General features: G+C 38.1%; 27 protein-coding genes and 1 pseudogene. 14 read left to right on the top strand and 14 right to left on the bottom strand.

The genetic code is table 11. The features are described from left to right. The 11 genes from HMPREF2607_RS00610 to HMPREF2607_RS00560 all read right to left on the bottom strand — a co-directional run bounded on the left by HMPREF2607_RS00610 (window position 1) and on the right by HMPREF2607_RS00560 (window position 10,793). Window positions 1-1,881, bottom strand: coding sequence for a conjugal transfer protein (locus HMPREF2607_RS00610; RefSeq protein WP_070475370.1), 1,881 nt, complete (start codon window positions 1,879-1,881; stop codon window positions 1-3). A gap of 11 nt (window positions 1,882-1,892) precedes the next feature. Continuing rightward, window positions 1,893-4,397: an ATP-binding protein gene (locus HMPREF2607_RS00605; RefSeq protein WP_070475369.1), complete on the bottom strand. Its 2,505-nt coding sequence runs from the start codon at window positions 4,395-4,397 to the stop codon at window positions 1,893-1,895. Between the two features lie 13 nt (window positions 4,398-4,410). After that, entirely contained in the window at window positions 4,411-4,821 is a 411-nt protein-coding gene (locus HMPREF2607_RS00600; RefSeq protein WP_070475367.1) for a conjugal transfer protein, read from the bottom strand. Between the two features lie 2 nt (window positions 4,822-4,823). Then, window positions 4,824-5,048 (bottom strand): hypothetical protein, encoded by a 225-nt coding sequence (locus tag HMPREF2607_RS00595; RefSeq protein WP_021144863.1) that lies wholly within the window; start codon window positions 5,046-5,048, stop codon window positions 4,824-4,826. Between the two features lie 9 nt (window positions 5,049-5,057). Next, window positions 5,058-6,053 (bottom strand): conjugal transfer protein, encoded by a 996-nt coding sequence (locus HMPREF2607_RS00590; RefSeq protein ID WP_070475365.1) that lies wholly within the window; start codon window positions 6,051-6,053, stop codon window positions 5,058-5,060. Between the two features lie 11 nt (window positions 6,054-6,064). Next, window positions 6,065-6,622 carry a conjugal transfer protein gene (locus HMPREF2607_RS00585; RefSeq protein ID WP_070475363.1) on the bottom strand — a complete coding sequence of 186 codons (558 nt, stop codon included), beginning with the start codon at window positions 6,620-6,622 and terminating at the stop codon, window positions 6,065-6,067. Between the two features lie 4 nt (window positions 6,623-6,626). Further along, window positions 6,627-6,857 (bottom strand): hypothetical protein, encoded by a 231-nt coding sequence (locus HMPREF2607_RS00580; protein WP_021144867.1) that lies wholly within the window; start codon window positions 6,855-6,857, stop codon window positions 6,627-6,629. A 14-nt stretch (window positions 6,858-6,871) separates the two neighbouring features. Beyond that, a complete protein-coding gene (locus HMPREF2607_RS00575; RefSeq protein ID WP_070475361.1) occupies window positions 6,872-8,104 on the bottom strand; it encodes a replication initiation factor domain-containing protein in 1,233 nt (410 codons plus the stop codon). Between the two features lie 207 nt (window positions 8,105-8,311). Continuing rightward, a complete protein-coding gene (locus HMPREF2607_RS00570) occupies window positions 8,312-10,000 on the bottom strand; it encodes an FtsK/SpoIIIE domain-containing protein (RefSeq protein ID WP_070475359.1) in 1,689 nt (562 codons plus the stop codon). Window positions 10,001-10,013: 13 nt separating this feature from the next. Continuing rightward, complete coding sequence (locus HMPREF2607_RS00565; protein ID WP_070475357.1) at window positions 10,014-10,475, bottom strand: conjugal transfer protein; 462 nt, start codon at window positions 10,473-10,475, stop codon at window positions 10,014-10,016. Between the two features lie 21 nt (window positions 10,476-10,496). Then, window positions 10,497-10,793 carry a hypothetical protein gene (locus tag HMPREF2607_RS00560; protein WP_064520885.1) on the bottom strand — a complete coding sequence of 99 codons (297 nt, stop codon included), beginning with the start codon at window positions 10,791-10,793 and terminating at the stop codon, window positions 10,497-10,499. Between the two features lie 860 nt (window positions 10,794-11,653). Here HMPREF2607_RS00560 and HMPREF2607_RS00555 point away from each other — a divergent pair. The 11 genes and pseudogenes from HMPREF2607_RS00555 to HMPREF2607_RS00505 all read left to right on the top strand — a co-directional run bounded on the left by HMPREF2607_RS00555 (window position 11,654) and on the right by HMPREF2607_RS00505 (window position 19,513). After that, window positions 11,654-11,995: a helix-turn-helix domain-containing protein gene (locus HMPREF2607_RS00555; protein WP_070475356.1), complete on the top strand. Its 342-nt coding sequence runs from the start codon at window positions 11,654-11,656 to the stop codon at window positions 11,993-11,995. Window positions 11,996-12,000: 5 nt separating this feature from the next. Then, window positions 12,001-12,180 carry a helix-turn-helix transcriptional regulator gene (locus tag HMPREF2607_RS00550; protein ID WP_070475354.1) on the top strand — a complete coding sequence of 60 codons (180 nt, stop codon included), beginning with the start codon at window positions 12,001-12,003 and terminating at the stop codon, window positions 12,178-12,180. A gap of 6 nt (window positions 12,181-12,186) precedes the next feature. Then, on the top strand, window positions 12,187-13,473 hold the full coding sequence (locus HMPREF2607_RS00545) for an Abi family protein (protein WP_070475353.1): 1,287 nt from the start codon (window positions 12,187-12,189) through the stop codon (window positions 13,471-13,473). Window positions 13,474-13,565: 92 nt separating this feature from the next. Further along, window positions 13,566-14,426 (top strand): ImmA/IrrE family metallo-endopeptidase, encoded by an 861-nt coding sequence (locus HMPREF2607_RS00540; protein WP_070475351.1) that lies wholly within the window; start codon window positions 13,566-13,568, stop codon window positions 14,424-14,426. A gap of 8 nt (window positions 14,427-14,434) precedes the next feature. Then, a complete protein-coding gene (locus HMPREF2607_RS00535) occupies window positions 14,435-15,121 on the top strand; it encodes a helix-turn-helix domain-containing protein (protein WP_070475350.1) in 687 nt (228 codons plus the stop codon). Between the two features lie 14 nt (window positions 15,122-15,135). After that, window positions 15,136-15,591 carry a hypothetical protein gene (locus tag HMPREF2607_RS00530; protein ID WP_186821379.1) on the top strand — a complete coding sequence of 152 codons (456 nt, stop codon included), beginning with the start codon at window positions 15,136-15,138 and terminating at the stop codon, window positions 15,589-15,591. Beyond that, window positions 15,591-16,335, top strand: a pseudogene (locus HMPREF2607_RS10000) (hypothetical protein). The gene HMPREF2607_RS00530 and the pseudogene HMPREF2607_RS10000 overlap by 1 nt, the downstream one beginning before the upstream one ends. Then, complete coding sequence (locus tag HMPREF2607_RS00520; protein WP_070475348.1) at window positions 16,332-16,694, top strand: hypothetical protein; 363 nt, start codon at window positions 16,332-16,334, stop codon at window positions 16,692-16,694. Before HMPREF2607_RS10000 ends, HMPREF2607_RS00520 begins: the two are co-directional and overlap by 4 nt. Continuing rightward, window positions 16,687-16,980 carry a DUF5960 family protein gene (locus HMPREF2607_RS00515; protein WP_070475347.1) on the top strand — a complete coding sequence of 98 codons (294 nt, stop codon included), beginning with the start codon at window positions 16,687-16,689 and terminating at the stop codon, window positions 16,978-16,980. Before HMPREF2607_RS00520 ends, HMPREF2607_RS00515 begins: the two co-directional genes overlap by 8 nt. Window positions 16,981-17,060: 80 nt before the next feature. Beyond that, complete coding sequence (locus HMPREF2607_RS00510; RefSeq protein WP_070475346.1) at window positions 17,061-18,230, top strand: hypothetical protein; 1,170 nt, start codon at window positions 17,061-17,063, stop codon at window positions 18,228-18,230. After that, window positions 18,230-19,513, top strand: a complete 1,284-nt coding sequence (locus tag HMPREF2607_RS00505) for a DNA cytosine methyltransferase (RefSeq protein WP_070475345.1) — start codon at window positions 18,230-18,232, stop codon at window positions 19,511-19,513. Before HMPREF2607_RS00510 ends, HMPREF2607_RS00505 begins: the two co-directional genes overlap by 1 nt. A 47-nt stretch (window positions 19,514-19,560) precedes the next feature. Here the strand turns inward: HMPREF2607_RS00505 and HMPREF2607_RS00500 are convergent, their stop codons facing one another. Both HMPREF2607_RS00500 and HMPREF2607_RS00495 read right to left on the bottom strand, forming a co-directional pair. Beyond that, a complete protein-coding gene (locus tag HMPREF2607_RS00500; protein WP_070475343.1) occupies window positions 19,561-19,863 on the bottom strand; it encodes a hypothetical protein in 303 nt (100 codons plus the stop codon). Window positions 19,864-19,879: 16 nt separating this feature from the next. Next, window positions 19,880-20,347, bottom strand: coding sequence for a hypothetical protein (locus tag HMPREF2607_RS00495; RefSeq protein WP_315940785.1), 468 nt, complete (start codon window positions 20,345-20,347; stop codon window positions 19,880-19,882). A gap of 489 nt (window positions 20,348-20,836) precedes the next feature. Between HMPREF2607_RS00495 and HMPREF2607_RS00490 the strand changes: the two genes are divergently transcribed. Genes HMPREF2607_RS00490 through HMPREF2607_RS00485 form a run of 3 tightly spaced genes read left to right on the top strand, consistent with a single transcriptional unit; the run spans window position 20,837 to window position 22,140 of the window. Next, window positions 20,837-21,193 (top strand): hypothetical protein, encoded by a 357-nt coding sequence (locus HMPREF2607_RS00490; protein ID WP_002885732.1) that lies wholly within the window; start codon window positions 20,837-20,839, stop codon window positions 21,191-21,193. A 32-nt stretch (window positions 21,194-21,225) separates the two neighbouring features. Further along, on the top strand, window positions 21,226-21,564 hold the full coding sequence (locus tag HMPREF2607_RS09995; RefSeq protein ID WP_073687829.1) for a hypothetical protein: 339 nt from the start codon (window positions 21,226-21,228) through the stop codon (window positions 21,562-21,564). Window positions 21,565-21,579: 15 nt separating this feature from the next. Then, entirely contained in the window at window positions 21,580-22,140 is a 561-nt protein-coding gene (locus HMPREF2607_RS00485; RefSeq protein ID WP_045772033.1) for a TIGR01440 family protein, read from the top strand. Between the two features lie 53 nt (window positions 22,141-22,193). Here the strand turns inward: HMPREF2607_RS00485 and treR are convergent, their stop codons facing one another. After that, complete coding sequence (treR, locus tag HMPREF2607_RS00480) at window positions 22,194-22,904, bottom strand: trehalose operon repressor (protein ID WP_014635135.1); 711 nt, start codon at window positions 22,902-22,904, stop codon at window positions 22,194-22,196. Window positions 22,905-23,052: the final 148 nt, after the last annotated feature.

Genomic DNA, 23,052 nt, shown 5'->3' with positions numbered 1-23,052 from the left:
CTATTCTCCTCTCAATTGGTTTAGGCGTTGCGTTAAACGATCTCGTCGCTCGATATTGGCTCTTATTTTATCGTCTCGTGTCATAGTCTGACGATAAGCACGGGTGAAGGCATTAGATCCTTGAGCTTTATACATGGCTTGAGGGTCTTTGTAATCATCCAATCTCCGTTCTAAAGTATTGATACGGTGCTGTTTGAATGGTGACATCCACTCTTCTCTGAGCGTTTGGAATTCATCCTCTGAACTAGGTGTTCCTTCTGACATGATTGGTGACTCGCTAGGAGGTGTTGGGTTCTCTTCTTCAATCGGCTTGAAGTTATCAGGTGGTGTCTGTGTTGGAGGAATGATTGGTTCTGGAGATTCTGGGGTTATTGGAGCCTCTGTTGGTCCAGATGGCATAACTGGTTCTGGTTGACTTGGTTCCTTACGAGTAAAGAAGGAGCCTGCATTTTGGAAATGGCTCTTGGCATTCATCATCACCCCAGTCCCAAAACCAGCCCCAGCCAATGCAAAGTTTCCCAGGTGTTGGGCCGTCGCAAGGCTTCGTGTTGGGACTTGTGAAGCAACCTCTTTGCTTTTTGTGACGCCATGTTCAACTTTAGTCCCAATATCTGTCGCAACCATTCGAGCTTTGGAGCCAAGAATGAATTGGAGGAGTTGGCCTTTGAATCTCCAGATGAGGAAATAGATGACACCTTTAGAAACCACAGATACTAAGAGTTTGAAGACAAGACCAAATAAGAGAAGGGACGGCAAGGTTTTTAGAACACCATCAAACCCATTTGTGACTATGTTTTCTATCATTTTTTCAATATAGAAAATAAGAAGTGTTAAGAGAGTTGTAATCGCTGGAAAAATCAAGCCCCCAAACATAACTTTAAGCACTCCAAAGACCAACTCTTGCATCCTTGGAACGAAGGACATGAGAAGGACTACTGGAAAAAGTAGAATCATGGTGAGAACAAGGATTTGAGCCACCACATTTAAGAGCTGGATAAGGATAATGGGGACGGCTAATACAAAAGCTTCTACAATTTTAAAAATCACATAGAACATCCGAGTGAAGATGAAGTCTGGCATGGCTGACACCCAACGGTTCTTTTCACCATCATCGTTGGCTCCGTCTCCTAGATCGTCTAAATACTTGGAACGGTCTTTGGCTTTGACTGCCTTAAAGTTCCCATTCTTATCACTAGTTCCAAGGACTTTACTGTCGTCAAAGGCTTCTTCTTTCCCGTCTTGGCTGTTCTTGTATTTGCCATTTTCTTGGCCAGTATTGACAAAGACATAGGCTTTATAGGACGTTTCTGCAATGTAGCTATCTGACATCGATTTTCCAATTTTAATAGACTTGTCTTTGGCATAGTCCACCTTAATGCCTGCAATCTTTTTGGTAACGTCTTTAGAGACATTATTAACGGTATCAAGGAGATAAAGCCCACCAGAGGTTCCAGCAACAGTCCCAAAGTACCCCAGAGCTAATAGGAGTACTAGACAGACATGAAGGAGTGTTCTTGAAAAGGAGCCTTTTGAAAAGAAATATTGATAGAACAGATAGAAAGCTAAAACCAAAAGCAAGGTGCCTACAAGTGATTTGTTGGTAATGTTACCAGTATTAGAGCCCGTAAATCCGTGCCAAATACTGCTTGCCCCATGAAAGACATAGGTTTTATAGGTGGCGTAGAGATCAATCTTTTCTAAAATGCGAATGAGAAGGGAAAAGAAGCCAACGACGGCATTGAGAATGAAAAAGAAGAGGTTAACGAAGAGTTCATTAATCAGAACCCAGGCCCCATTAAAGGAGCCAAAGTTGGTTGGTTCCATGTAGGACTTTAGGGAGAAGATATCCACTCCCTTTAGCTTGGCAAAAGCTTCTTGCATCGGTTCACCTCCTAACTAGCGTATTTATTTTCGAGATTTGAAGACACTGTTGCTTTCATAGGTTTTAGAAGCATATCAATATCTTCAAAGAGATTGTGGACGGAAATCATATTGAGATTACCGTAGACATCGTAGTAAAGGCACTGACCAGAAATCATATTATCGATCCATTCGAGGTTGCTTTCAGTGACTTCGAGATTGACGTGTCTGAGAATATCTTCACGTTCAGACTTTTCATAGAAGGCAAAGATGGTCCCAAATCCAGTCGTGTCATCGTCGTTTTCTGCATCATGTACAGATTGTGTAATCAGTGCCAAGGTATTATTTTTAGAGCGTCCGATACGTCTCATATTTTTGATAACGGCTTTTCCTTCTGCGGATTTCATGAGAATCCAAGCTTCGTCAAAGAACTCAATGGTATCTTCATTTTCATTGCGTTCGCCAAAGTGGGTACAAAAGGCCCCAAGTGCAAACATGAGGGCTATGGAGTTTCGTTCGTGGTCTGAAATCTTTGTGGAGTCATCTTTTGGAAGCTTGAGGTTATTGACTTCTAGAATAGTGACTCGGGACTCATAGTTAAGTCCTGGAGTTGTGCCATCTGAGAAGGCTAGTTCCAAGATAGAATTCGTCACAATTGATGTAAGATAACGACCAACCGAAGCGATTTCAGAGGAAGTGGAGTCTCTAAGCACTTTTAGGACATGCTTAAATCCGACGTTTTCACCAGCTACTCGACGTTCTACGATAGCGTTAATGGCCTCTGTGATGGCTGTTTTCTGATCCATCGTCACGTCATCGACAGCTTGTAGCAGAAACTCAAGCATGTTCTTTGCGACCTCTACGGCTTGTTCCTTATCAAGGACTACAATGGGGTCTAGAACTCCGTGGTTTGATGGCAGTGAGCTATCCAGTGTCACAAAGTTAAAGTTGTCAATCTGTTTTTTGCGTTCGGGGTAGCGTCGTGCAAATTCAGGGGAGTTGATTACCTCTTGATAGTGATTTCTGAGTTCTCGTTTTGGGTCAATATAGAGGGTTTTAACATTTTGTAAAGCCACACTTAAAAAGATAATCTGAGCGAGGAAAGATTTTCCTTGTCCTGTCGCACCCGTAATAATGATATGTGGGTTCTTGGTAATCTTTCCGGCAATATCTTCTTTATTTCCGACTGTGGCATTGTAGAGGACGATATTTTTAGAGGAATCAATGGCTTTAGCGATAGTGTCCCAACGACCTGTCCAGTTGTCCACTCGGCCGATATACCAACCGATACGGTTCCCTGAGGACGTATTGGTAAAGGGCATGAGTTCTGAGAACCCACGAGCTGTGACCATGTGTGTCCAAGTACGTGTTTTCTTTTGAAGGTTTTCCCCGTAGAGTAGGGCTTGAAAGAGATAAGGTCCATCTTGAGAGGCTTCACTGATTTCAACGCCCATATCATCAAAATAGTTGAGAACTACTTGTCGTCTTTGACGAAGCTGATTGACACTAGAAGCAGAGACAATCAGATATGCTCCATATTCGATGATATCTTCCTTGTTTCCGACTTTCTTCATCAGGTCTTTTAGGGAAATAGAGCCCATGATGATTTCGTCTTGTTGGACGGTGTCCGTGTTTTCAGCTTCTTCCATGATGTTTCGATAACGGGTATTAGATCGCCCCATTCTCCCCTTAATTTTGTTGGTATCAATAAATTCTGCCTTAATGCGTAGTTCTACGGGAAAGTTCAATCGTTGGACAAATTCGCCTAGGTGAAAGCCGTTGAATTGCACAGGAAACTTCCCAACAGGAAGAATGGTCACAAAGGAAGAACCATAAGGACTTTCGAGCTTGAGGAAGCCTCCTTTTAGGACTTTAATTAGGGTGTCTGTGATATTAAATTGGGAGCGATTAGCGAGGACCTCCTTTTTGTAATGGGGAATATAGCGGAGGTATTGCATCCTCTGGTAGTAAAAGAGTTCTTCATTGGTTAGACGTTTGGCACGTAGGACGGAAAAAGCTTGGAAAATAGTGAATTCGTCACTTCTGTAATCGTCATACCAGGTGGGACTCAATGCGTATTCGTAACCAAGACCGTTTGCGATTTTCTCCGAAAACTCGTTAAAGCTCTCATAGGCCAAGTCTTTCACTGTTGCCCCGTGATTTTGTTTGCGTAAGGCCACTCCGACGACCCAATCAAACTGATAAGGAATTTCCATTTCATCCGTGAGACGGTCAACCGTGTAAAGAAGGAGTTCTTCTCCCAGTTCACGGCTATCATCTGCCAATGCTTCTGAAAAGTCCCTCATTTTCTCTTCTAAGAGATAGTCTTTGGGAATGAGTGAAATCTCAAAGGACTTGTTTTTCTGGAGTTTCTTCATCATTTGGGCAACTGTAATCTTGTGTTTGTCCTTTTTCTCTTCATCTGTAATAGTGATGGGAGTATTGGGAATGCGGTAATAAGCCACTACCGTTCGATCTTTTTTGAGGGCTAAATTTTCATGGGTTTTCCTAATAGGATAGGTTAAGGTAATACTCATAAGACCTCCTTTTCTATAGATTTGTTTTTTCAAAGACAATTTCTTCTACTGGCTCTATTCGGTCTTCATGATAGATCGCTTTTTTATTGAGCTTGAAATCCCAGAAGTAAATCAGGTAGTCCCCAATGAAAACGTGCATCTTCTTACCGTGTGGTTCGTACTCGGTGTAGAATTTAGCGAGTTTATAGGGGAGGTACCAGTAGAGCAGTAGTGAGATAGAGTGTGTGACTTTTGCGAGGGGGACCAGAATGAATCCTCCAAAGAGCAACATGGCCACAAAAACGACGGCAAAGACAATGAAAAAGGATAGTTGCATTGGTGTTGCGAAGTACCAAAGGCGAGTTCCCTTTTTTGTCTTGATTTCCTGGATCCAATAGGGGGCGTTCAAGCCCTTACTGTAGTCATAGAGTCTTTCGTCAGTCATACTTAAAGTCCTGAATCAATACCAAAGAGTCGTAGGAACCAGCCGACCACTTTTAGGATATCTTGTCCTTTTGCGATAGAGACGATGACGGCATAGAAACCAACGACTGAGAAGAGTTGAAGCCATGAACTGTTTCGCCAAGCTTTAATAGCCAACAAAACAGCGATAGCGGTGAGAATCCAAATTCCATCGCCTTGGAGGAAGGTACGTAGATTGTCTGTGTTCATAGAGTTCTCCTAATCTTTATCGTTTGCGTAGTTGAGAGGAATGGTGTGTTCTAGTTTTGTAACATAGTAGCTCTTGTCTTTTTCTGAGAGCGTGAAGGTGAAGTTTTCAGAGTGTGTCGTTCCTCCCACCTCAAAGGTTGCTTGTACATAAGCAATGAGATCAGCCCCATCTCTCTTAAGATAGGTGTAGTCAATCGTTTTAAAGGTGGTATTGGCTACAATAGCAACGTTCTTAGCAATAAGATTGAGGTTGTCTTGGTTAGTGGTATAGTTGGTAAAGAAAACCTTGAGGAGCTTTTCAACCTTCTTGTGTTGACTGTCTGAGACGTGGTCGTTGGCTGTGAGTTGGAGTTGATCGTCTTCGCTAAAGTGTCCAGCTTGTGAAGACTCAATCGCTGAGAACCAAGGAAGTCCAGAAACGTAGTATTTTCCCTCTTTTTCATCAAAGGGAATATTAAATCCCGTCACCAGTTCTTTTTCCTCGGTGTCTTTGTCATGTTGGATCATTTCCTTGTATTTGACCTTGTAGGTGGCTACCTTCCCTTCGACCGTGACTAATTGTGAGTAGAGCAGGGTACTTGGGTTACGCACTTGACCTTGTGCTTTAACGTCTGGAACGAAGTTATAGAAACTGTTGAGGTGTTCGACTTGTGCTTGTTGTTTATCCCCTTCTTGTGGGAGGGTGAAGTAGGCGTAGACATAGTCATTGAGGTAATACTGGAGCTTGTAGTCATACTTGCGATTAGCGTCTATAGGCTGTGCTTTTTGTTTTTGAGTCGCTTCCACTTGAGCTTGTAGTGTTCCCACTTTATTTGAGAGTGTGATGGCACGGACGGATCCCATAAGACCAACAAAAAGGAGGAACGAAATTCCTCCGATAACAGCTAGATTGACGGTCTTTTTCGTAGTAACTTTTAGCTTTGGTGGGCCTCCTTTCTTCTCCACCTTTTTAAAGTTTGAGAGGTATTCCCTTGCTTTTAGTAAGTATCGTTTAGCTTTTATCATAGGTCCTCCTTTTAGAGACTAGCAAGTTCAATGAGTTTGGAACCTTTGGCATAGAGTCGCTTATTGGCTTTTTCAATCTCACTGTTGATGTAGTAGTAGCCTCGTAACTCATTATGCAGTTGTTCGACTAACTCAGACTTTAGATCCTTGGCTTCTTCTTTTTTGAGAAGGGCATTTAGTTCTCCAGCCTTGGTCCAAGCTTGCTTGTGGTCTTTCTTTTTGAGTAATTCTCCGAGTTCGTTGGTAACTTGTCCAACTTTTGTTTCAAACATCGTTTTAGTGGCCATATCAATTTCCTTTCTAAATGTGTCGTGATTGTTTTTGATGGTCTGTTGAATATAGGCAATGAGAGAGGGACGCATCCGTTTATTGAGACTCAGTACCTGACCATCTAGTGTGAAACAGGCATGTTCATAGTCGTAGAAGCCCCTATCATCTGGAGGTTTTTCGGTGCATCTTCCAGCACATTCATAGTAGAAGTCCTTACCTTTCCTAAGGAGGATATACATGTTCCAAAACTCCTGATCAGGAAGAAGAAGGAAGTCTGCTTGATAGATTTTCTTGAGCATGGCCTTAGCCCTCTAGGAGGTCCTCGTAGCCAAGTGCTTGATAAATAAAGTCTGTATCAAACCAGAGCCAATCATTGATTTGAGTGTCGGTAGGGGTGTTGCCTGAAAAGAGATCTTCACAGATGGTGGTTAGGGTATCTATCCCACCACGTTCACGGACAGTGTTTAAGGTACTCAGTCCACCAGACCAGGCTTTAAAGTTGTTTAATGAATTGATTTCGACTTTGTATTCCATAAGGGATTTCCTTTCTAGTGTTCATAGTGTTTGTTGGTTTTGAGGAGTCTTAAGATAGCCTCCCCACGATCAGTAATTTCACCGCTATTTTGAATCATCTTCATGTATTCTGTTTGCATGATTTTGTCTGCTTCAGAAACGAGTGCGAGAGAATTTGCGACTTGGTAGGTTAACCAGCGAATGGTTCGTTCGATACTGTAGGGTTGTGGACTGGTTGAGAGTTTTAGGGGTTCAACCCCTCCAAAGAGCCTTTGCCATTTTTCATAGGGCTTATAGGCTCCAAACCGAGTGAGACCATCATAGACTTGGATTTCCTTGTTCACGATACCTCTTGCGATTTCTCCGAGGTCCACACCGTTGATGTATTCCTCCACAACCCCTTGGGCTTTCTGGTCTGAAAAGCGTAGTTCGTAGCGGTTCCAGATACCAAAAATCTCCAAGGATTCTTCCAAGGAGATATTTTCCATACGGGCGATTTCGTATCGCTTTTCATAAAAGTTGAAGTAGAGCTGGCTTTGACGACTCCCAAAGTAAAGGGAAAGACCGTGATTGGCTTCCATATCCTCGTTATCGGTGAAGGAGCCCCCACCTGTGATGTTCCATTTTCGAATGGTATCTAGGACAATTTCTTTGGCGTAGAGCTTATCAATGAGCTTTGGGATTTGGATATGTTCATCTTCGTGCCCATAGCCTTTATAGAGCTCGTCTAGGGCGATATCAAGGCGTTTTACCCTGACATCTTCGTAAGCATAGAGAATATTTTGAAGAAAGGTCTGCCAAGAAATCCCCTTGTGCTCTAAGAGGAGTTCCATCTCCCGACAGCCTTGACCAGAGAGTTGGAGACACGTTTGGTAGTTATTAGTCGCAGACTTATCAAAGAAATCGAAAATCCAAATGTTTCCCCGTTGCCACAAGTGGGTATAATTCATAAGCCGTGTTTCTTGGTCAGTAAATTCGCTTAAGTGACAAAAAAGAAAGTTCTCACAGAAAGTTTCTAAATCTCGCAAACTAGGGAAGGTTAGTCGCAAGTAGTCGATGTGAGCCCTGAGGTTGTTTTTGTGACACTCTTGATAATAACCGAGTTTTTCTTTGAGTTCTCGGAACTTGTCAATGGTGAGACCTCTTTCCCCTGCTTCATAGGAGCGGTAAGTTCTTATCGGTAAGTCAACGGCTTGTGCAAAGGCTTTTTGGCTGAGGCCTGTTTGTTTTCTGAAGTTTTTGATCTGAAAGGGACTTATTTTAGTCATTCATGGGAACACCTCCTTTTGACTAAGTGACACACTTTTTGGACCAAAGTGACACACTTTCTAAATCTTGAAATCCCAACTCCCACAAGGAATGAGGAGGGGTGGACGTGGCACTTTGGCCAAATGTAACCCCCCTATTAGAAATCGGGGGTTGAAGTCTCATCATGGCCTAGGAACTTCGGGCTACGGTCTGCGCCTGACCTGTGGTCAGGCTTGCCCTTGCCCTTGTCCTAGCCCATGATGACTAAGCACCGCTTCAACGGCTTTTGGATAAGATTTGCGTCCTCCCTCCTCAAAGTGGATGAGACTTTCAAGAAGGAGTTCTTCTTGAAAAGGATCGACTAGAATGGCGGATTCCGTCCGTTCAAAAACAATCCCTTGTTCTTGCAAGAGATAGATAATCTTTCGGAGCGTCGCCATTTTGAGGTCCTGTTCCTCCGCAAACTCCTTGAGCGGACGTCCATTGGTTTCATTGTTTAGAACTTCTTCCTCCTCTATTGGTTCAATCGGTTCTGGTTGTTGGTGGTCTTCTCCAAAGACTTCAAATTCTTCGCCATTGTATTCCATGATAGGGATTTTTGAGTAGGCATCATAGAAAGAGAAGCCTTGGTCAAGTGGTACGTAAGGGGAGAAGAATTCGCCAGCCAAGTCGCCATTATTAGCGATATAGCCTCGTCCTTTAACTTTGACCCCATTGATTTCATCGAGCTTTTTAAATTCTTTGGTTTTGTTAGCATCTCCAAACATCATGTCGTAACCTGTTGATTCCAAGTGGCCAACTGAGAGGCGTTTCATAAAGTTATCTCGAAGAGCTGTTTTGATAAATTCACCGTCAGGCCGTTGCATGGCAAAGATGATAAAGACGCCAGATTGACGCCCTTCTAAGACGAGCTGAGAGAGGTATTCCATGAGTTCTGACTGTAGGCTATAGTCACGGTCAATCTTGGCCATCAAAGCTGCCCACTCGTCGACGAGGATAAATTTGGGTGTCATGCCGTAGTGTGTAAAGTTCTTCCCAGCTTGAAATTTGGGTGAGGTCGACATGAGTTCATAGCGTTTTTCCATGAAGGCGACGTTCTCTTTAAAACACTGGATGATATCTTCTTTACTTGTATAGACACGACCATGAAAGACAGGAATCTTTTTGAGTCCAGCCAGATCAGAGTTCTTTGGGTCACAGATATCCACAAAGCCAATCTTAGCCAGTGCATAGATAATGGTCATAAGAACAACGGTTTTACCGCCACCAGTTCCCCCACCAATGAGCAAGTGAGGTTCTTCAATATAGTCCCAAGTGACGTCTGTCATAAGTTGGAGTTTAGAGCCCTTAACCTCGACCTCATTAATAGTGATACGGCTATCAATGCGGTTGATGGCAATGTCATAGGTGATGAAGCGTTTATCAAAGGTTTTATTACGAAAATCCCCGTTAAACATGACTTCAAGAGTTGACCCAAGATTGAGAAAACGGTCCTGAAATTTATTCCCTTCTAGGATAAAACGGACTTCAATCTTGTAGCGAGACTGTTTCAAGTACACCTGAGGAAGGACAATCTTTTCAATCGTTTTGTTTTCACGCCTGATATTCTTAATCAAATAGAGGTTATTTTCTATCAGGAAACGAGACAAAATTCGAAGACTATTGAGCTTTTGGAAGAAGACGATTTTCTCGTAGCACATGCGATTCAGTAGGTAAGACACCAAACAAGAAGTAACAAGAATACCCCCGATATAGTAAACTTGTGGCAAGGGATGGTCTTTTAATTCTTCTAGGTTAAGATAGCAATAATGTCCAATAGCCAACAAAGAAGGGAACCACCAGATAAACCAGGTGATTCCCCTAATATGACGATAAAAGGCCCTAACTCTTATCCCACGATAGGTAAAGAGCTTCATAGTGCATCACCTCCTAGTTTTCTTTCTTGTTGTCTAGAGGTTTATTTTCCTTAAGAGGTGTTCCTCCACTTTTTTTCTTGATTTTAGAAGCAAAGAGCTTGTAAATATCATTACGGTTAACGTGAGTGTGGGTGATCACAATATCTTCAAGTTCTACCTCTTCTCGATATTTAATCCCTAAATCTTCAATCTCAGACTGGGCCATATCCGCAATGGTGAAAAAGAGGGTTTCATGTTGGATAGAAGAATGAATCGCGACAACAATCCCTCGGATTTCTCCTGTGTTAACTTGGACGAAAGAGCCGTCAGGGTTGCGTTGGGTGCGGTCTTCTTCATAGATGATATCAGGGCCTTCAATGCCACGGAAAGATAGCTTTCCAAGGACTTCTGGCACGTTGAGACCATCTGTAATGACACGATAGGTCTTGTCCGCAATTTGTAGTTTTTCCCCGTAGTTTAATCCGATTTTAGCCATATGTATTTCTCCTTTACTTTCTTATTTTTTTAGGACCAATTTTTCCGCAAAGACATTGAGAGCTGGAGCAACTGAGTTGCCGTTTAGAGCTGTATCTGAGAGAAAAATCGGGTTGACCGCTTCTACGAGAGCATCTTCTGGGAAGACCGTTGTAGAAGCAGGGGTAATAACGTGGAAAGCCCCATGTTTTTCGCTATTAAGAATATGACGTTGGTATTTACCTTCTTTTCCAAAGATAAAGCGAGGTGCATTCCCTAGTTTTTCGTAGTAAGCAGGACCAATAAAGTCTGGTTTCATGATAAGTGTTTCTGGAATCATAGAATTTTCCTTTCTAAATTTAAGCAAAAGAAAAGAGTTAAGCTAATTGCTTCACTCTTGAATAATAGTGGGTAAATAGTTTACGTTTAAACTGTCGACTATAGAACTGAATATCACCACTAGGATAGCTGTTTCTTCGAGCTTCTTGGACTATATGATCTAGGTCAACAAGGGCTTGTGTATAGAGTTTAGCTTGTAGTTTAGGTGAGTAGTTAAACATGCCATAGGTGAATTCATAGTTATCATAGAGGCGTTTACATTGTAATGCGAAAAAAGTTAGTCATAATTTCTCCTTTATTGTAAGCGTAAAAAAGCTACTAAGATATAAGGAAGACTTAGTAGCTTGAGGGTAAGTCCATCTCAACAGATAGACAGCAGTAAAGAAAAGTTGTTTGGTTGGAAAGAACCCTCTTTCCACGGTGGCAACGTTTAGCAAGGTGCTTTGCATCAATTACCATCGCTTGCCCGGCCAATCTCTTTAGGTAGTCATTGTCATACCCTAGGGATTCTCTTACGCAACTCTGCGCAACCAGTTCACTTTACTATTCGGCAAAAGTGCTAAACGTCCGAAATGCGTGGAAGCCCACAAAATACTTGTTTTCATCTTCACTTCAACCCTAAAACGGACTTGACTTTACTTATCAAAACAATTACAATAAAGGTACGAAGATTAGTGTAGTTTGATAGTCAGTCCTCTGGTTGTCAGACGCACTTTTTATTTAATTGTCAATGATCGTAATGCTGAAAGTTCGGCATTATTATTTTTAAAACCGATATAACTATCAGCTATATTTAAATTATATAACCAATAGTTATATATGTCAAGGGATAATTTGAAAAAAATTTTTTAGAGGTTTAAAATGGAATTTTCGGAACGCTTAAAAGACCTTAGAAAACAAGCAGGGCTCACGCAAGTTGATGTGGCAGAAAAACTAGGAATTTCGCAACCAGCCTATGCTTCATGGGAACGTGGGGTCAAAAAACCAACACAAGACAATCTAGTCAAGATTGCACAGATTTTAAATGTATCAGTAGACTATTTAGTTGGGAATTCAGAAGAGAGAATAGATGAATTAGATAATATTGAATTACTTTTCCGTATGAATTCAAAAGGTCTGACTGAGGAAGAGAAAGAAATATTCAAAAAAGAACTAATTGAGTTTATGGAAGAACGGAAGAAGGCGTTTGATAAAGGAATGTGATTTCTATGAAAATAAAAGAATTGAGAGTTGAACGTGGTCTGACAAAAGTTCAATTAGCCAAGGAATTAGGTGTCAATAAAAGAACGATTCTTCGATGGGAGAATGATATGATGAGTATATCTTTGAAAAATGCTGTAAAGGTGGCAGAATTTTTTGAGATTAGTTTAGATGAGTTGGTGAGATAAATATTTATGGCAAGACAATTTTCAGGGACTATTGAAGAGGTTTTTAATAACTATGGAACAGTGTCTACTTTAATTGGTGGCACAAAGGTTAGTTTTTTCTTTTTTATAACACCGGATATGTTATATAAGGGTAAGTATCTCAAAATGGCTAGAAAAGTTACTTTTAGGTTGATAAATTCGCAAATAAGGGATGTTAAAGTAAAAATTGCGACAGATCTTTGCTCTTGCCCTGGGGAAAAAATCAAAAAATTTAAAATTAGCAAAAAAGATATAACAGACGTCAATGATTATCATGCTTATATCTTTCAACATTTTTATAAAGTAACCGATACCGAAATATTAGACGAGATAATTGATAAAGACATTGAGCTTAAAGAAGTTATTTTAAAATGGGTTTTAAAAATGGAGAAAAATATAAAATCTCAATTAACTAAGCTCTTAATGGAATCTTCCATTAACTCTTCGGAGTTTTATGAAGCTCTTGGCCAAAATAATTCTCTAAATCCTTTAAAAAATAAAATTTTTAAGATTTTAAAATCACGTTACATGTTTCGAGCTGAATTTGAATTATTTAAAATCGATAAAACTGATAATAATGATGCGGCATCCATTAAATTAGTTGATGTTCCACTAACTCTTTTCTTCGAAAATTTAACCATTGATGAGTTAAGTAAGGTTTACAGCTATGTGATAGAATTTTTTCATACAAGGTTTAATAATGAATCCGATTCATATAAATTTTTGATTTATTCTAAGCAAATGTTTGCGGAATTATCAATTATTAGAAATGCTTCTGCTCATGGAAATCCACTAATCCCCACTATTTTGGATGATTCATATAGTCCAAGTTTCTTATTTGATTTGAAGTCAGTTTGGCCCCATCATAATTCAGGAAATAATGTTGAAGAAGAATGGGAACTTTTTCATGCAATCCGCTGGTCAACTAGAATGTTGGCAAAAGATGGGATAGCTCCTATATATGCGGGAAGTCCGCAATTGACAGCTCTTTATATTTCGAAATATATTTTAATAAATCCGGCACGAAGATCTTTTTTTTCATTCTTATTTGTAGTTTTATGCTATTTCAGATTTATTAACATTAAAGAAAGAGAAAGCTTTTATCACGATTTTAGTTTATTTATGATTATTCCGGAACATTCTTTAGAAGATGAAGTAGAGAATAATATTTTCTTTAATTATCCTAAAGATAATTCGGTAATGAAACAAATATTTATTTTTACTTACGTACTCTTTAGTGACGAATTTTGGCTATATCTTCCATTGATTCATTAAAAAAAGGTGGACAAGCGTCCACTTTTTTTATACAATCAACTAAACCAAAATAGTTTAGTTTTGTCATTCATACTTAAAGGAGGTATCGTTCTTTGGATGAATTGTATACAAGAGTAAGTAATGCAACAAAACAAGCGTTATATCAGTTTATGAAGGACCAAGATATTTCTTTGCTGAACTATCATTTTGATTATTATTTTCGATTTTGTATTCAACAAAATAATATTCAAGTAATTCCTCATCATTTCTCCAGTCATAAGATAGAAGGATTAACAGTAGTAGATAAGTTAGGAATCAGTTTTTCTTTTGAGATAGATAATCTAAAAGTAAAACAGAATTTTACACTGTGTCATGAATTAGGTCATTTTATACTTAAACATGATGGAAATTATTTTGCAGAATCAGTTGATAATCAAGATAATTTACTAGAGCGTGAGGCAAATATTTTTTCTGCTGTAGTACTAATGCCTGATATTGTCCTTCTTTCAAAAATCTACTATAGTTGCGATACTTTCCATCAAGTACAAAATAGTCTAGAAGTTTCAAAACAGGCTTTATTTTTTCGTCTTTTGGACTTTCTACGGGAATATTATCCTGATAAAGATAGTGAAATCAAACAAGCGGTTGAGACTTACATTGAAGGGAAGAATGCTTCTATTTTTCGTTTGTTTCATGATATTAGAGAACAAATTATCGAGGAGTTCCATCAGTTTCAACCTTCCCTTATTAATCAGGTTAAGCAGAGAGTTAGAAAAGTAGGCTTTACAACCAGTCAAGAATATCCAGATTTATTGAACCAAGATAACTGGAAAGCAATCAAGGAAGAAAGTATTAATTTAAAAACGTGGCTTATTTATAATAAAGGGAAGTCGATTGCGTATGTTTGGGATAAAGAAAAATTCTCAGATGAAGAGGCAAGAAAAAAGGCAGAAATACAGTTACTATTAATGTGAGGAGAACTATGTATCAGCCAGAAAAACTAAAAGCTCGTAGAAAAGAGCTAAGAATGACTCAAAAAGATATTGCAGATCAATTAGGTATTAGTTATCAAGCCTATTCTGCATGGGAACGTGGAGTAAAAGAACCGTCCAAGGAAAAAGTCCAACGACTAGAACAAATACTAAGAGTACCAAAAGGTTACTTTACAGAAATTGAGATTGTTCGTCTGTATAATACATTGTCGAATAAAGGTAAAAATCAAGTAGTAGACTATGCCCGTGACTTGGTACAAAAAGAGAAGACTCAACAAGTAATATCTGTTTCAGAAAATCTCTATGAGTACCATGTATACGAAAAGATGTCGGCTGGTATCGGTGCTTCTGTTTATGATGATCGAAATTATGATACAGTCTACTTTAACGAAGAACTGGCGCATGATTTTGCTTCATGGGTATCGGGGGATTCAATGGAGCCAAAATATCAAAATGGGTCTGTAGCTCTTATCCGTGAGACAGGTTTTGATTATGATGGAGCAGTCTATGCTGTAGTGTGGAACTTTCAGACCTTTATCAAGAAAGTCTACCGTGAGAAAGAGGGGCTACGCCTAGTTTCTATTAACAAGGATTATAAGGACATCTATATTCCTTATGATGAAAACCCTCGTATTGTGGGTAAAATTGTAGGAGACTTTATGCCATTAGAGGTATAAGTTAGGAGAATACCATGGGAATGACGTATAAAGCAAAATTAGAAAAAGCTAAAATGAGGAATATCACTATCCCCTCAGAAATTTTGAAAAAAGATATTGTGGGCGTATATAAGTTTTTTGCCATTTTAGAAGATGAAAAAGTCTGTTTTTATATTGGAAAATCAACTAATATCAGAGAACGATTGTTGTCTTCAAACGGCCATATTCATTTGTTTTTTAAAGAATCAGAGAAGTTAGTACCGTCTGAAATTAAATATTATCTTGATCAAAATTATGAGATTTTAGTTGAAATAGAAGAGGTTGATTACTTCGATACGGACTTTAGCAGAGCATCTCATCGACTTTCTTTGGCTGAAATAACTGAAATTGTTAAATATCAAAGTATAGGACAATGTTTGAAGCAACTACCAGAAGGCATAGGAAAAGGTGAGATGGAATATTGGGAAAACAAATATAAAAGAGATAGATAATGGGCTATTTTGATTGTTCACGAGAACCAAAATCTGATATTGCTTTTGTAGATATGAGATTTTTCTATGCTAGTGTTGAGTGTGTGGAACTTGGATTGTATCCTTTAAGGACCTCGCTTTGTGTGATGAGTAGAGTAGATAATTCGAACGTACTTATCATAGCTTCCTCTCCAATGTTCAAGAAAGTCTTTGAGAAATCGAACGTAGGGCGAAGCTATGATTTACCCTTTGATATTTATACTAGGAAATTCTCAAGTCTTTCCTAGGGATTATGTCAAATAAGTTGATATTGAATTGATTTTAAGAGAAATGGCAGAGCAGGTAGCTATTCGATTGAGAAGAGCTCACAAAAAGTGTTGTACGGTCTCTATCTCCATAGGCTTTTCAAGGAATGAAATGACCTATCCAGGCTCAGATGAAGGTAGAGCCGACTAATAATACTAGAGTTATCACAGACCATGTTCTGTTATTGTTTAGAAAGAAATATGATTCAGGAGCAGTCAGAATGTAGCCGTTAGTTATTCAAATTTTGTAGATGATTCTATCCAGATTATCTCGTTATTTGATGATGTAGAGAAAATTGATAAATAAGAAAGGCTCCATACAGCTATTGATACCATCCGAAATCAATTTGGATTTACTACAATTTAAAAGGGGAACTCTTGGCTAGAAGCATCAAGAAGTTTAGAGCGAAATAAGTTGATTGGTGGTCATTCAGCTGGTGGACTAGATGGTTTAAAATGATTGATAGAAGTTATCTTCCCTTCCAGTCAGCAAGGGAACATCAAGATAGGGGAATGATGAAATGGATGGGCTTCTTCCTTTCAGAACATACAACCTCATTGACAGATGATAAGAACAAGGTTGATATGAGTAGCGAGTTGACTAAGTTAGATAAACTCACCTTGATTAACCAGTTGTATGTTGGTAGGTTGACAGGAATATTTGAAGTCAAATCCGACAAGAGAAAAGAAGGATACACTGGACAGGTAACAGAAATCAGCACGTCTGAAATCACAATAAAAACAGCTGATAAGTACCAGCTACTTCAAGTGGATAATATTTTGGGAATCAGTTTAATGGAGGAATTGAGCGGTGAGTAGGAGAGAAATTTATAAAGATAAATTACAGTTTGACTATTTCTCGAATTCGTATATTAAGTTTGAAGAAGACTTCTACAAGTATTCAGCTATGGATGTACCATTGACATTCCTCACTGATGATATACTAAGAGAAATGGCCATGAGTCAAAAGAACTATTTCAAACTCAATAAGGAGAATAGCAAAGATGGACGAGATCACTATTTCTACTTCAAAATTGAAATGAGTGATGAAAGTAAGATGGTTAGGAAGTATCAGTATTTGCAGGTGTTTAGAAGTGTACAGTGAAAATTTATATAGTTTGATGGCCTAAGTCAATTAGGCTCAAGTATGATATAATAAACAATACGAAAAGGAGTCATGTGTGTATGTGTTCAAGTATTGATATATTAGAAAAAGCATTTCAAGATATAATAAACAATAGTGACGAGATTAAAAGAGGAATCTCTGAAATTTTATTGGACAAAAAAGAAGTAGATAATGCTAACTATGAAAAAGAAGTTGAATACATCAATGGTATTACTTCTGATTTCACAATAACTGATGGTCAATTCCGCCTATTGTCTACTCTTGAATGTAAACGAGCTGATATTGGTGTGACAGAGTATGTCAGAGGGATTGGGCAACTATTCCAATATGAGTATTTCTTTGAACAAAAAATTTCTCCGAGAAAGTTTTCGGAATATTTATATGATGAAGGAAAAGAATATAATACAGCAATTGTAATCCCATCTGATTTCTATAAGAATACAACACTAAATATTGGACGTTTTAAATACCCTAAATCAACTAAAATAATTGAAATCAATTTAGCATCGAAAAATGTCCGAGAAATTGATAGAAAACTTTTAGATGAGTTTGCTAAAAAAGACTCTAATACAACTGCTATTTCATCATACTACTTACGTGACAATCGAATTTTTGAGTATTTTATAGCTTTACAATATATAAACTATTGGCATTTTCTTAATCCTGGCTCGAATGAGCCATTGAATAGAAAAAAGATGGAAGAGCATCTCAAAAAGACAGAAACAATCAATAATGGAAACTGGCGAAACGTCTTTATTACTCTAGCTTCTTTAGGATTTACTGATAGTAAAAATCATCTGACAAGTAGTGGAAGAAGAATGGCTATGTTGGACTTATCTGAGTTTTCATATACCTTATTTGATGCTTATATTAAACCATACATTAAAGTTTTGCTGGCTACTTTAAACAATAATCGTGATTCAAATACTGGGAAAGTAAATTTAAGTAATCAAGAAATTGTTGAAAAAATAAAAGAAGAATACAGCAATAAAGAGGTTCTGTATTTGACTGAGAGCAGGGGAAGATATGTTTCCAGTTGGTTAAATATTATGCGTGATGATTATGGATTTGTAGATTTTAAACCAAGAAATAATACAAGAGAAGTCAAATATGATCCATTTGATCTGTCGAAAGATGATTTAATTCAAAAAATAAAAGAGCAACCCATTGCTAAACGATACTGTGAAAAGTTCTATGAACTTTTAAGAAATGGAGATTTCAATAACTAATGAATACTGGTTATACGATTTTGGAAACTTTTGTGGGAGCTGGAGGTTCTCACTTAGGATTCATGCAAGAGAATTTTAAGACAGTCTATGTGAATGACTTTGTAAAAGAGTGTTTAGAGACTCTTACTTTTAATAATCCAAATTTAGCAGAAGAAAAGGCAATTATTGACAATACACCAATTGAGGAGTTGAAGCCCTATGAATTATTAAAAGAAACTGGACTGAAAGCAGGTGAGCTTGATGTAATGTTCGGTGGAGTTGTCTGTAAAGGCTTTAGTCTAGCTGGTGAAAGAAGTCCAAATGATGAACGAAATACATTATATAGAAAGCAACTTGATCTCGTTGAGGCTTTTAAACCAAAAATTTCTATTGTGGAGAATGTTCCGGGTATTGTAAATGCAGAAATTCTGGACCCTGAAACACCAACAGAAATCAAAGAGCAGGTTGATGAGATTTGGCAAAAATTAGAACGCTATAAAGGGCAAAAAGCAAGTCTCAGAAAAGTCAATGGAATAACAGAGGAGTTTGAAGAGGAAGGTAAAGCATTACGATATGAGAAGGCTGACATGATGAAGTCATTAAAACAGGATGGATATCTTATTTCAGTTATTGATGACCTTTATCAGACATATGAAAGACTTGGCTATACTGTTGTTCATAAAGTGTTGAATGCTGCTTGGTATGGTTCAGCAACAAAACGTGAACGTGTTATTATTGTTGCAGTAAGGAAAGACCTAAAATTAGAATATAAATTTCCTGAACCTCGTTTTATGAGCAAGGATATCTTTAAAAAAGATATGCCGGTTGATTATTTAGATCTTCCTAAACCTAAAACAGTTAATGATGCATTGAGTGAAATTGACTATACAGATGAGGAAGATTTGGATAATGTTCCGATGAACCACAATGAAAAAACTGTACGTCGTTTTAAATATATCCCTGAAGGTGATTCAATCGCAAATCATATTGATGAATTGCCGGCTGATTTAAAAATAAGTAAGTTTTATTCTCGTGGTTCTACAATGAGATTAGCTGGTTATGAACCCAGTCCTACACTGGTTCCTGGCCATAGTAATTTCCCAGTACATCCACGAGAACATAGAAGTATCACTGTTAGGGAAGCTGCAGCAATCACCGGATTCCCTTTGGATTATAAATTCTTTGGCAATCATTCTAAACGTTGTGAACATGTTGGAAACGCAGTTCCCCCAGCATTAGCAAATGCATTAGCAAAAGAATGTAATATACTTTTAGATGAGTATTATCAAAAAGGAAAAAAATGATTAACAAAAAGACAGTAGCATAATTTGATTTGCTACTGTCTTTTATCTTACCCATAATATTCTATTTTAGACGGCTTAATAACCTCATTATAGAAATTCTCTACGCTCATCATAACATATCCTTTTGATTGTTCAGGTATTGACAGGACAAGTTCTTCATATGAAGGTAGAGAAGTAACGTCATTTAGCAAGACATTCAATTCTTTGGTCTTGCAAAGTTGGTATAGTTCATTGCTGAAAGTAGATAGTTGCTCTGAATGATTAGAATGAAAAACATTCTTTTGGATTCTAATGTCTAGGTTTTGGATAAAATCATATAGATTATCATAGATTTCTGAGTTGATTTTCATTCAAATGACCTCCTCTTTAGTTTTGCAATTCATTGTATTTCTTGACGGCTTCTTTATAAGCATCAGTACCTTCTTTATAGTACTCATGTTCAGTACCACTGATATCAACGGTGATGACTCCATCAGAATGTTTGTAAGTCACTTCTTTGGCTGAAGCATCATCACCAGAAAGTTCAAAGGTATTGTTTTTACTATTGATGGTGAATTTGTCGTACTCTCCCTTCTCAATCGTACCTGCAGTACCTTTGACAGTGAATGACAACTCATTTCTTAGACCATTCTCGGTATCAATCCAGTAGTAGTTGCCATCTAGGTTGTTTTGTGATGAGCAAGAAATGAGAAGAAAAACTGCTAGGACAAGAAGCAGAAGTGATAAGATTTTTTTCGTGATGAATTTCTCCTTTTCTACTATTATAACAGATAATTCTTTCTCTATTATTAATAAGTGAAGTTCGTATAAACGGAAAATGATTGAAATAAACATTTATTAAACCAAGTCTTACGACTTGTGGCAAATTTAATTAAATATTTTGCCTCCAATTAGCCACACTTTTTATAGAATTAATAGGAACAATAAGGTTATCTTCCTATTAATATGTTTGGTTGGAATCCTAAATATAGCGTTTTACGATGTAATGGGAAGTATGGCGAATAAATCAACTATGTTCAGCAAACAAAGCTTAATTAGACTATATAAGCTTGAAAATAAAGGGTTTGTCCAATGTGGGCAAGCCTTTTTCTTATGTTTTGCCCCCGATTTCTAAATTTCAGTTCGTTTTGATTATAGAAGTAGCGCAAACAAAGCTTAATTAGCTTATTAAAACAAGGTCCTTTTCGGATCTTGTTTTTTTGTACTAAAATAATTAGTTAGTATCTGCCAATCAATCCGTGATTGAGAGTAAACAATTTTAAAGAGTGGATATGGTTTTGGTTGATAGATTCTATTTCCTAACTTTTTAAGATATGCTATAATATGAATATGTTTGATAATTATATTGTACCTGTATTTTTTGGTGGTGGAGCTCTTGCTCTACTAGGTTTAGTGTTATTTGGTTGGGCTTTGCCTTCATTTTTGAAGGGTAAGTGGTCTTATTTGATTTCTTTGCTAGGTTTAGGTTTGGTTGCTTTTGCCTATTTTGATTCGGCGATTGTTATCACTTATAAAATCTGGCTTGGATTGCTAGGTGTTATCATGGTTGGTTGGGGACTTCCTTTCAACAATCGCAAGGGACGCCGTGCAATGACTATTTTTTGGGCCATCATGGCAATCGTTGTAGGTATTGCTGCTATTGCATTTACTATTGCTTATGGTGTTATTAACCGCCACTAACATGAAACTGTAAAACATGCTATAATAATGGCATGTTTTATTTTATGACCCTATCATTTATTATCATGCCTGCCTTGGGCTGCTTCTTAATAGGTTTGGCTTTTGCTAAACCAGATCGTTGGGACTTTTCTTGGATTTTATCCTTAATAGGTTTGGTGGCCTTTATTTCTTCTTTTTGGCATATAGCACGTGTAGATTTATGGTTTATGCTAAGTTATAGTGTTGGTCCTTTTTTGATGGGATTTGGTTTCTCCTGGGATCTAAGTAAGAAACGTCGTAGGCAGTTATTATTATTAGGGGCATTTTTCCTTGTCTTTTTTGTGATTCTGTACTATCTTATTGTGCGAATCCTGAATACAGCTGTTGTCTAAAGGAGGGCTGTTGTGATGTTGCTAGATTTAGAAGAGAAGACACGTGTGCTTGTAGAAGATATTGTTGAACGTTCCGCTATTGGGCGAGGAGCTATCTTTGTTTTGGGGTTGTCTTCCAGTGAGGTTGCTGGTGGGACTATCGGAAAAGCCTCTAGCCGTGAAATTGGTCAACGAATTGTGAAAACTATTCTTGAGGTTTTGGAAGCTAAAGGGATTTACTTGGCTGTTCAGGGCTGTGAACATTTGAATCGTGCTTTGGTTGTTGAGCGTGAGCTTGCCATGGCTAAAGATTTGGAAATTGTGAATGTTCTTCCGACCTTACACGCTGGGGGAAGTGGTCAGCTGGCCGCTTTCGATTATATGAAGGATCCTGTTGAGGTGGAGGAAATTGTTGCTCAGGCTGGTATTGATATTGGGGATACCTCTATTGGTATGCATGTGAAGAGGGTCCAAGTTCCTCTTCGTCCGATTATTCCAGAATTAGGCGGTGCCCATGTGACTGCTTTGGCGAGTCGTCCTAAGTTAATTGGTGGCGCTCGTGCGGAGTATCTAGCAGATCCTATTCGTAAAAACTAAAAAGTATCGGACAAGAATGTCCGATACTTTTTCTGTTAGCTGGGCTTTTCGTTTTAATGATGGCGCTTGGCATAATCAACAAATTTGAATTTTTCAAGTTTGTGGCGACTTTCCGTAAATTGGAACTGTTTTCCATTGTTTAAATAAACTTTTGAACGGACACAGACGACGTGCTGGTCCTTACCTAGGTCGATAAGAATCTTATCCTGATCGGTAGCATTATCGATAGTGATTTCTTTAAAGGCGTGGGAAATGCTAAGGTTGAGCTGATTCTCAATGTAGTCGTAAATAGAGTATTCAGCAATGCTACGGTTTAGTTGAGGAACAAGGCTTGCATCTAGGTAATCAATATCTATAACAGAGGCACAGCTATCAACGACTCTTTGACGAACAACACGCCAGACCTGTCGGCTATTAGAAAAACCAGTTCTTTCTGAGAGTTTGGAATCAACGATGATTTTATCCAGAGAAATAACGTTGGTTTGCGAATTAAGGCCTTGTTGTTCTATTAGTTCTTGGTAACTAGTAAGGTCAGACACAGGAAAGTTGATTTGTTCCTGGTTAATAACCTGAGAACCAGAGCCATGAATTTTTTTGACCAAGCCTTCTTCAACGAGTAAGGTTAATGCCTTTCGTATAGTATCTCTACTAACCTGGTAAGATTGAACCAGTTCTTGCTCGGTGGGGAGGAAGTCTCCCACTTGATACTTTTGCTCATGGATAGCTTTTTCTAAATCTTTATAAATAATCTGATATTTTTTCATCTTTCTCCTCATTTGTAGGTAAAAAAACATACAACCGATGTTTTTTTACAAAAATATGTTAAAAAATCCCGGAACACTTGCAGACAAATTTGCAATCGTTTACAATCAGTTTATCAAGTCAATCAGATATTGTCAAAAAAGAAAAGGA

Source organism: Streptococcus sp. HMSC078H03, assembly GCF_001808655.1.
GTDB lineage: Bacteria > Bacillota > Bacilli > Lactobacillales > Streptococcaceae > Streptococcus > Streptococcus salivarius_G.
Note: the sequence above shows the minus strand (reverse complement) of the source record. Positions and strands in the feature narration are given on the sequence as shown.

Coding starts and splice junctions, on each gene's coding strand:
- HMPREF2607_RS00610 (WP_070475370.1), bottom strand. CDS start 1,881: ATGCAAGAAGCTTTTGCCAAGCTAAAGGGAGTGGATATCTTCTCCCTA.
- HMPREF2607_RS00605 (WP_070475369.1), bottom strand. CDS start 4,397: ATGAGTATTACCTTAACCTATCCTATTAGGAAAACCCATGAAAATTTA.
- HMPREF2607_RS00600 (WP_070475367.1), bottom strand. CDS start 4,821: ATGACTGACGAAAGACTCTATGACTACAGTAAGGGCTTGAACGCCCCC.
- HMPREF2607_RS00595 (WP_021144863.1), bottom strand. CDS start 5,048: ATGAACACAGACAATCTACGTACCTTCCTCCAAGGCGATGGAATTTGG.
- HMPREF2607_RS00590 (WP_070475365.1), bottom strand. CDS start 6,053: ATGATAAAAGCTAAACGATACTTACTAAAAGCAAGGGAATACCTCTCA.
- HMPREF2607_RS00585 (WP_070475363.1), bottom strand. CDS start 6,622: ATGCTCAAGAAAATCTATCAAGCAGACTTCCTTCTTCTTCCTGATCAG.
- HMPREF2607_RS00580 (WP_021144867.1), bottom strand. CDS start 6,857: ATGGAATACAAAGTCGAAATCAATTCATTAAACAACTTTAAAGCCTGG.
- HMPREF2607_RS00575 (WP_070475361.1), bottom strand. CDS start 8,104: ATGACTAAAATAAGTCCCTTTCAGATCAAAAACTTCAGAAAACAAACA.
- HMPREF2607_RS00570 (WP_070475359.1), bottom strand. CDS start 10,000: ATGAAGCTCTTTACCTATCGTGGGATAAGAGTTAGGGCCTTTTATCGT.
- HMPREF2607_RS00565 (WP_070475357.1), bottom strand. CDS start 10,475: ATGGCTAAAATCGGATTAAACTACGGGGAAAAACTACAAATTGCGGAC.
- HMPREF2607_RS00560 (WP_064520885.1), bottom strand. CDS start 10,793: ATGATTCCAGAAACACTTATCATGAAACCAGACTTTATTGGTCCTGCT.
- HMPREF2607_RS00555 (WP_070475356.1), top strand. CDS start 11,654: ATGGAATTTTCGGAACGCTTAAAAGACCTTAGAAAACAAGCAGGGCTC.
- HMPREF2607_RS00550 (WP_070475354.1), top strand. CDS start 12,001: ATGAAAATAAAAGAATTGAGAGTTGAACGTGGTCTGACAAAAGTTCAA.
- HMPREF2607_RS00545 (WP_070475353.1), top strand. CDS start 12,187: ATGGCAAGACAATTTTCAGGGACTATTGAAGAGGTTTTTAATAACTAT.
- HMPREF2607_RS00535 (WP_070475350.1), top strand. CDS start 14,435: ATGTATCAGCCAGAAAAACTAAAAGCTCGTAGAAAAGAGCTAAGAATG.
- HMPREF2607_RS00530 (WP_186821379.1), top strand. CDS start 15,136: ATGGGAATGACGTATAAAGCAAAATTAGAAAAAGCTAAAATGAGGAAT.
- HMPREF2607_RS00520 (WP_070475348.1), top strand. CDS start 16,332: ATGATTGATAGAAGTTATCTTCCCTTCCAGTCAGCAAGGGAACATCAA.
- HMPREF2607_RS00510 (WP_070475346.1), top strand. CDS start 17,061: ATGTGTTCAAGTATTGATATATTAGAAAAAGCATTTCAAGATATAATA.
- HMPREF2607_RS00505 (WP_070475345.1), top strand. CDS start 18,230: ATGAATACTGGTTATACGATTTTGGAAACTTTTGTGGGAGCTGGAGGT.
- HMPREF2607_RS00500 (WP_070475343.1), bottom strand. CDS start 19,863: ATGAAAATCAACTCAGAAATCTATGATAATCTATATGATTTTATCCAA.
- HMPREF2607_RS00495 (WP_315940785.1), bottom strand. CDS start 20,347: ATGTTTATTTCAATCATTTTCCGTTTATACGAACTTCACTTATTAATA.
- HMPREF2607_RS00490 (WP_002885732.1), top strand. CDS start 20,837: ATGAATATGTTTGATAATTATATTGTACCTGTATTTTTTGGTGGTGGA.
- HMPREF2607_RS09995 (WP_073687829.1), top strand. CDS start 21,226: ATGTTTTATTTTATGACCCTATCATTTATTATCATGCCTGCCTTGGGC.
- HMPREF2607_RS00485 (WP_045772033.1), top strand. CDS start 21,580: ATGTTGCTAGATTTAGAAGAGAAGACACGTGTGCTTGTAGAAGATATT.
- treR (WP_014635135.1), bottom strand. CDS start 22,904: ATGAAAAAATATCAGATTATTTATAAAGATTTAGAAAAAGCTATCCAT.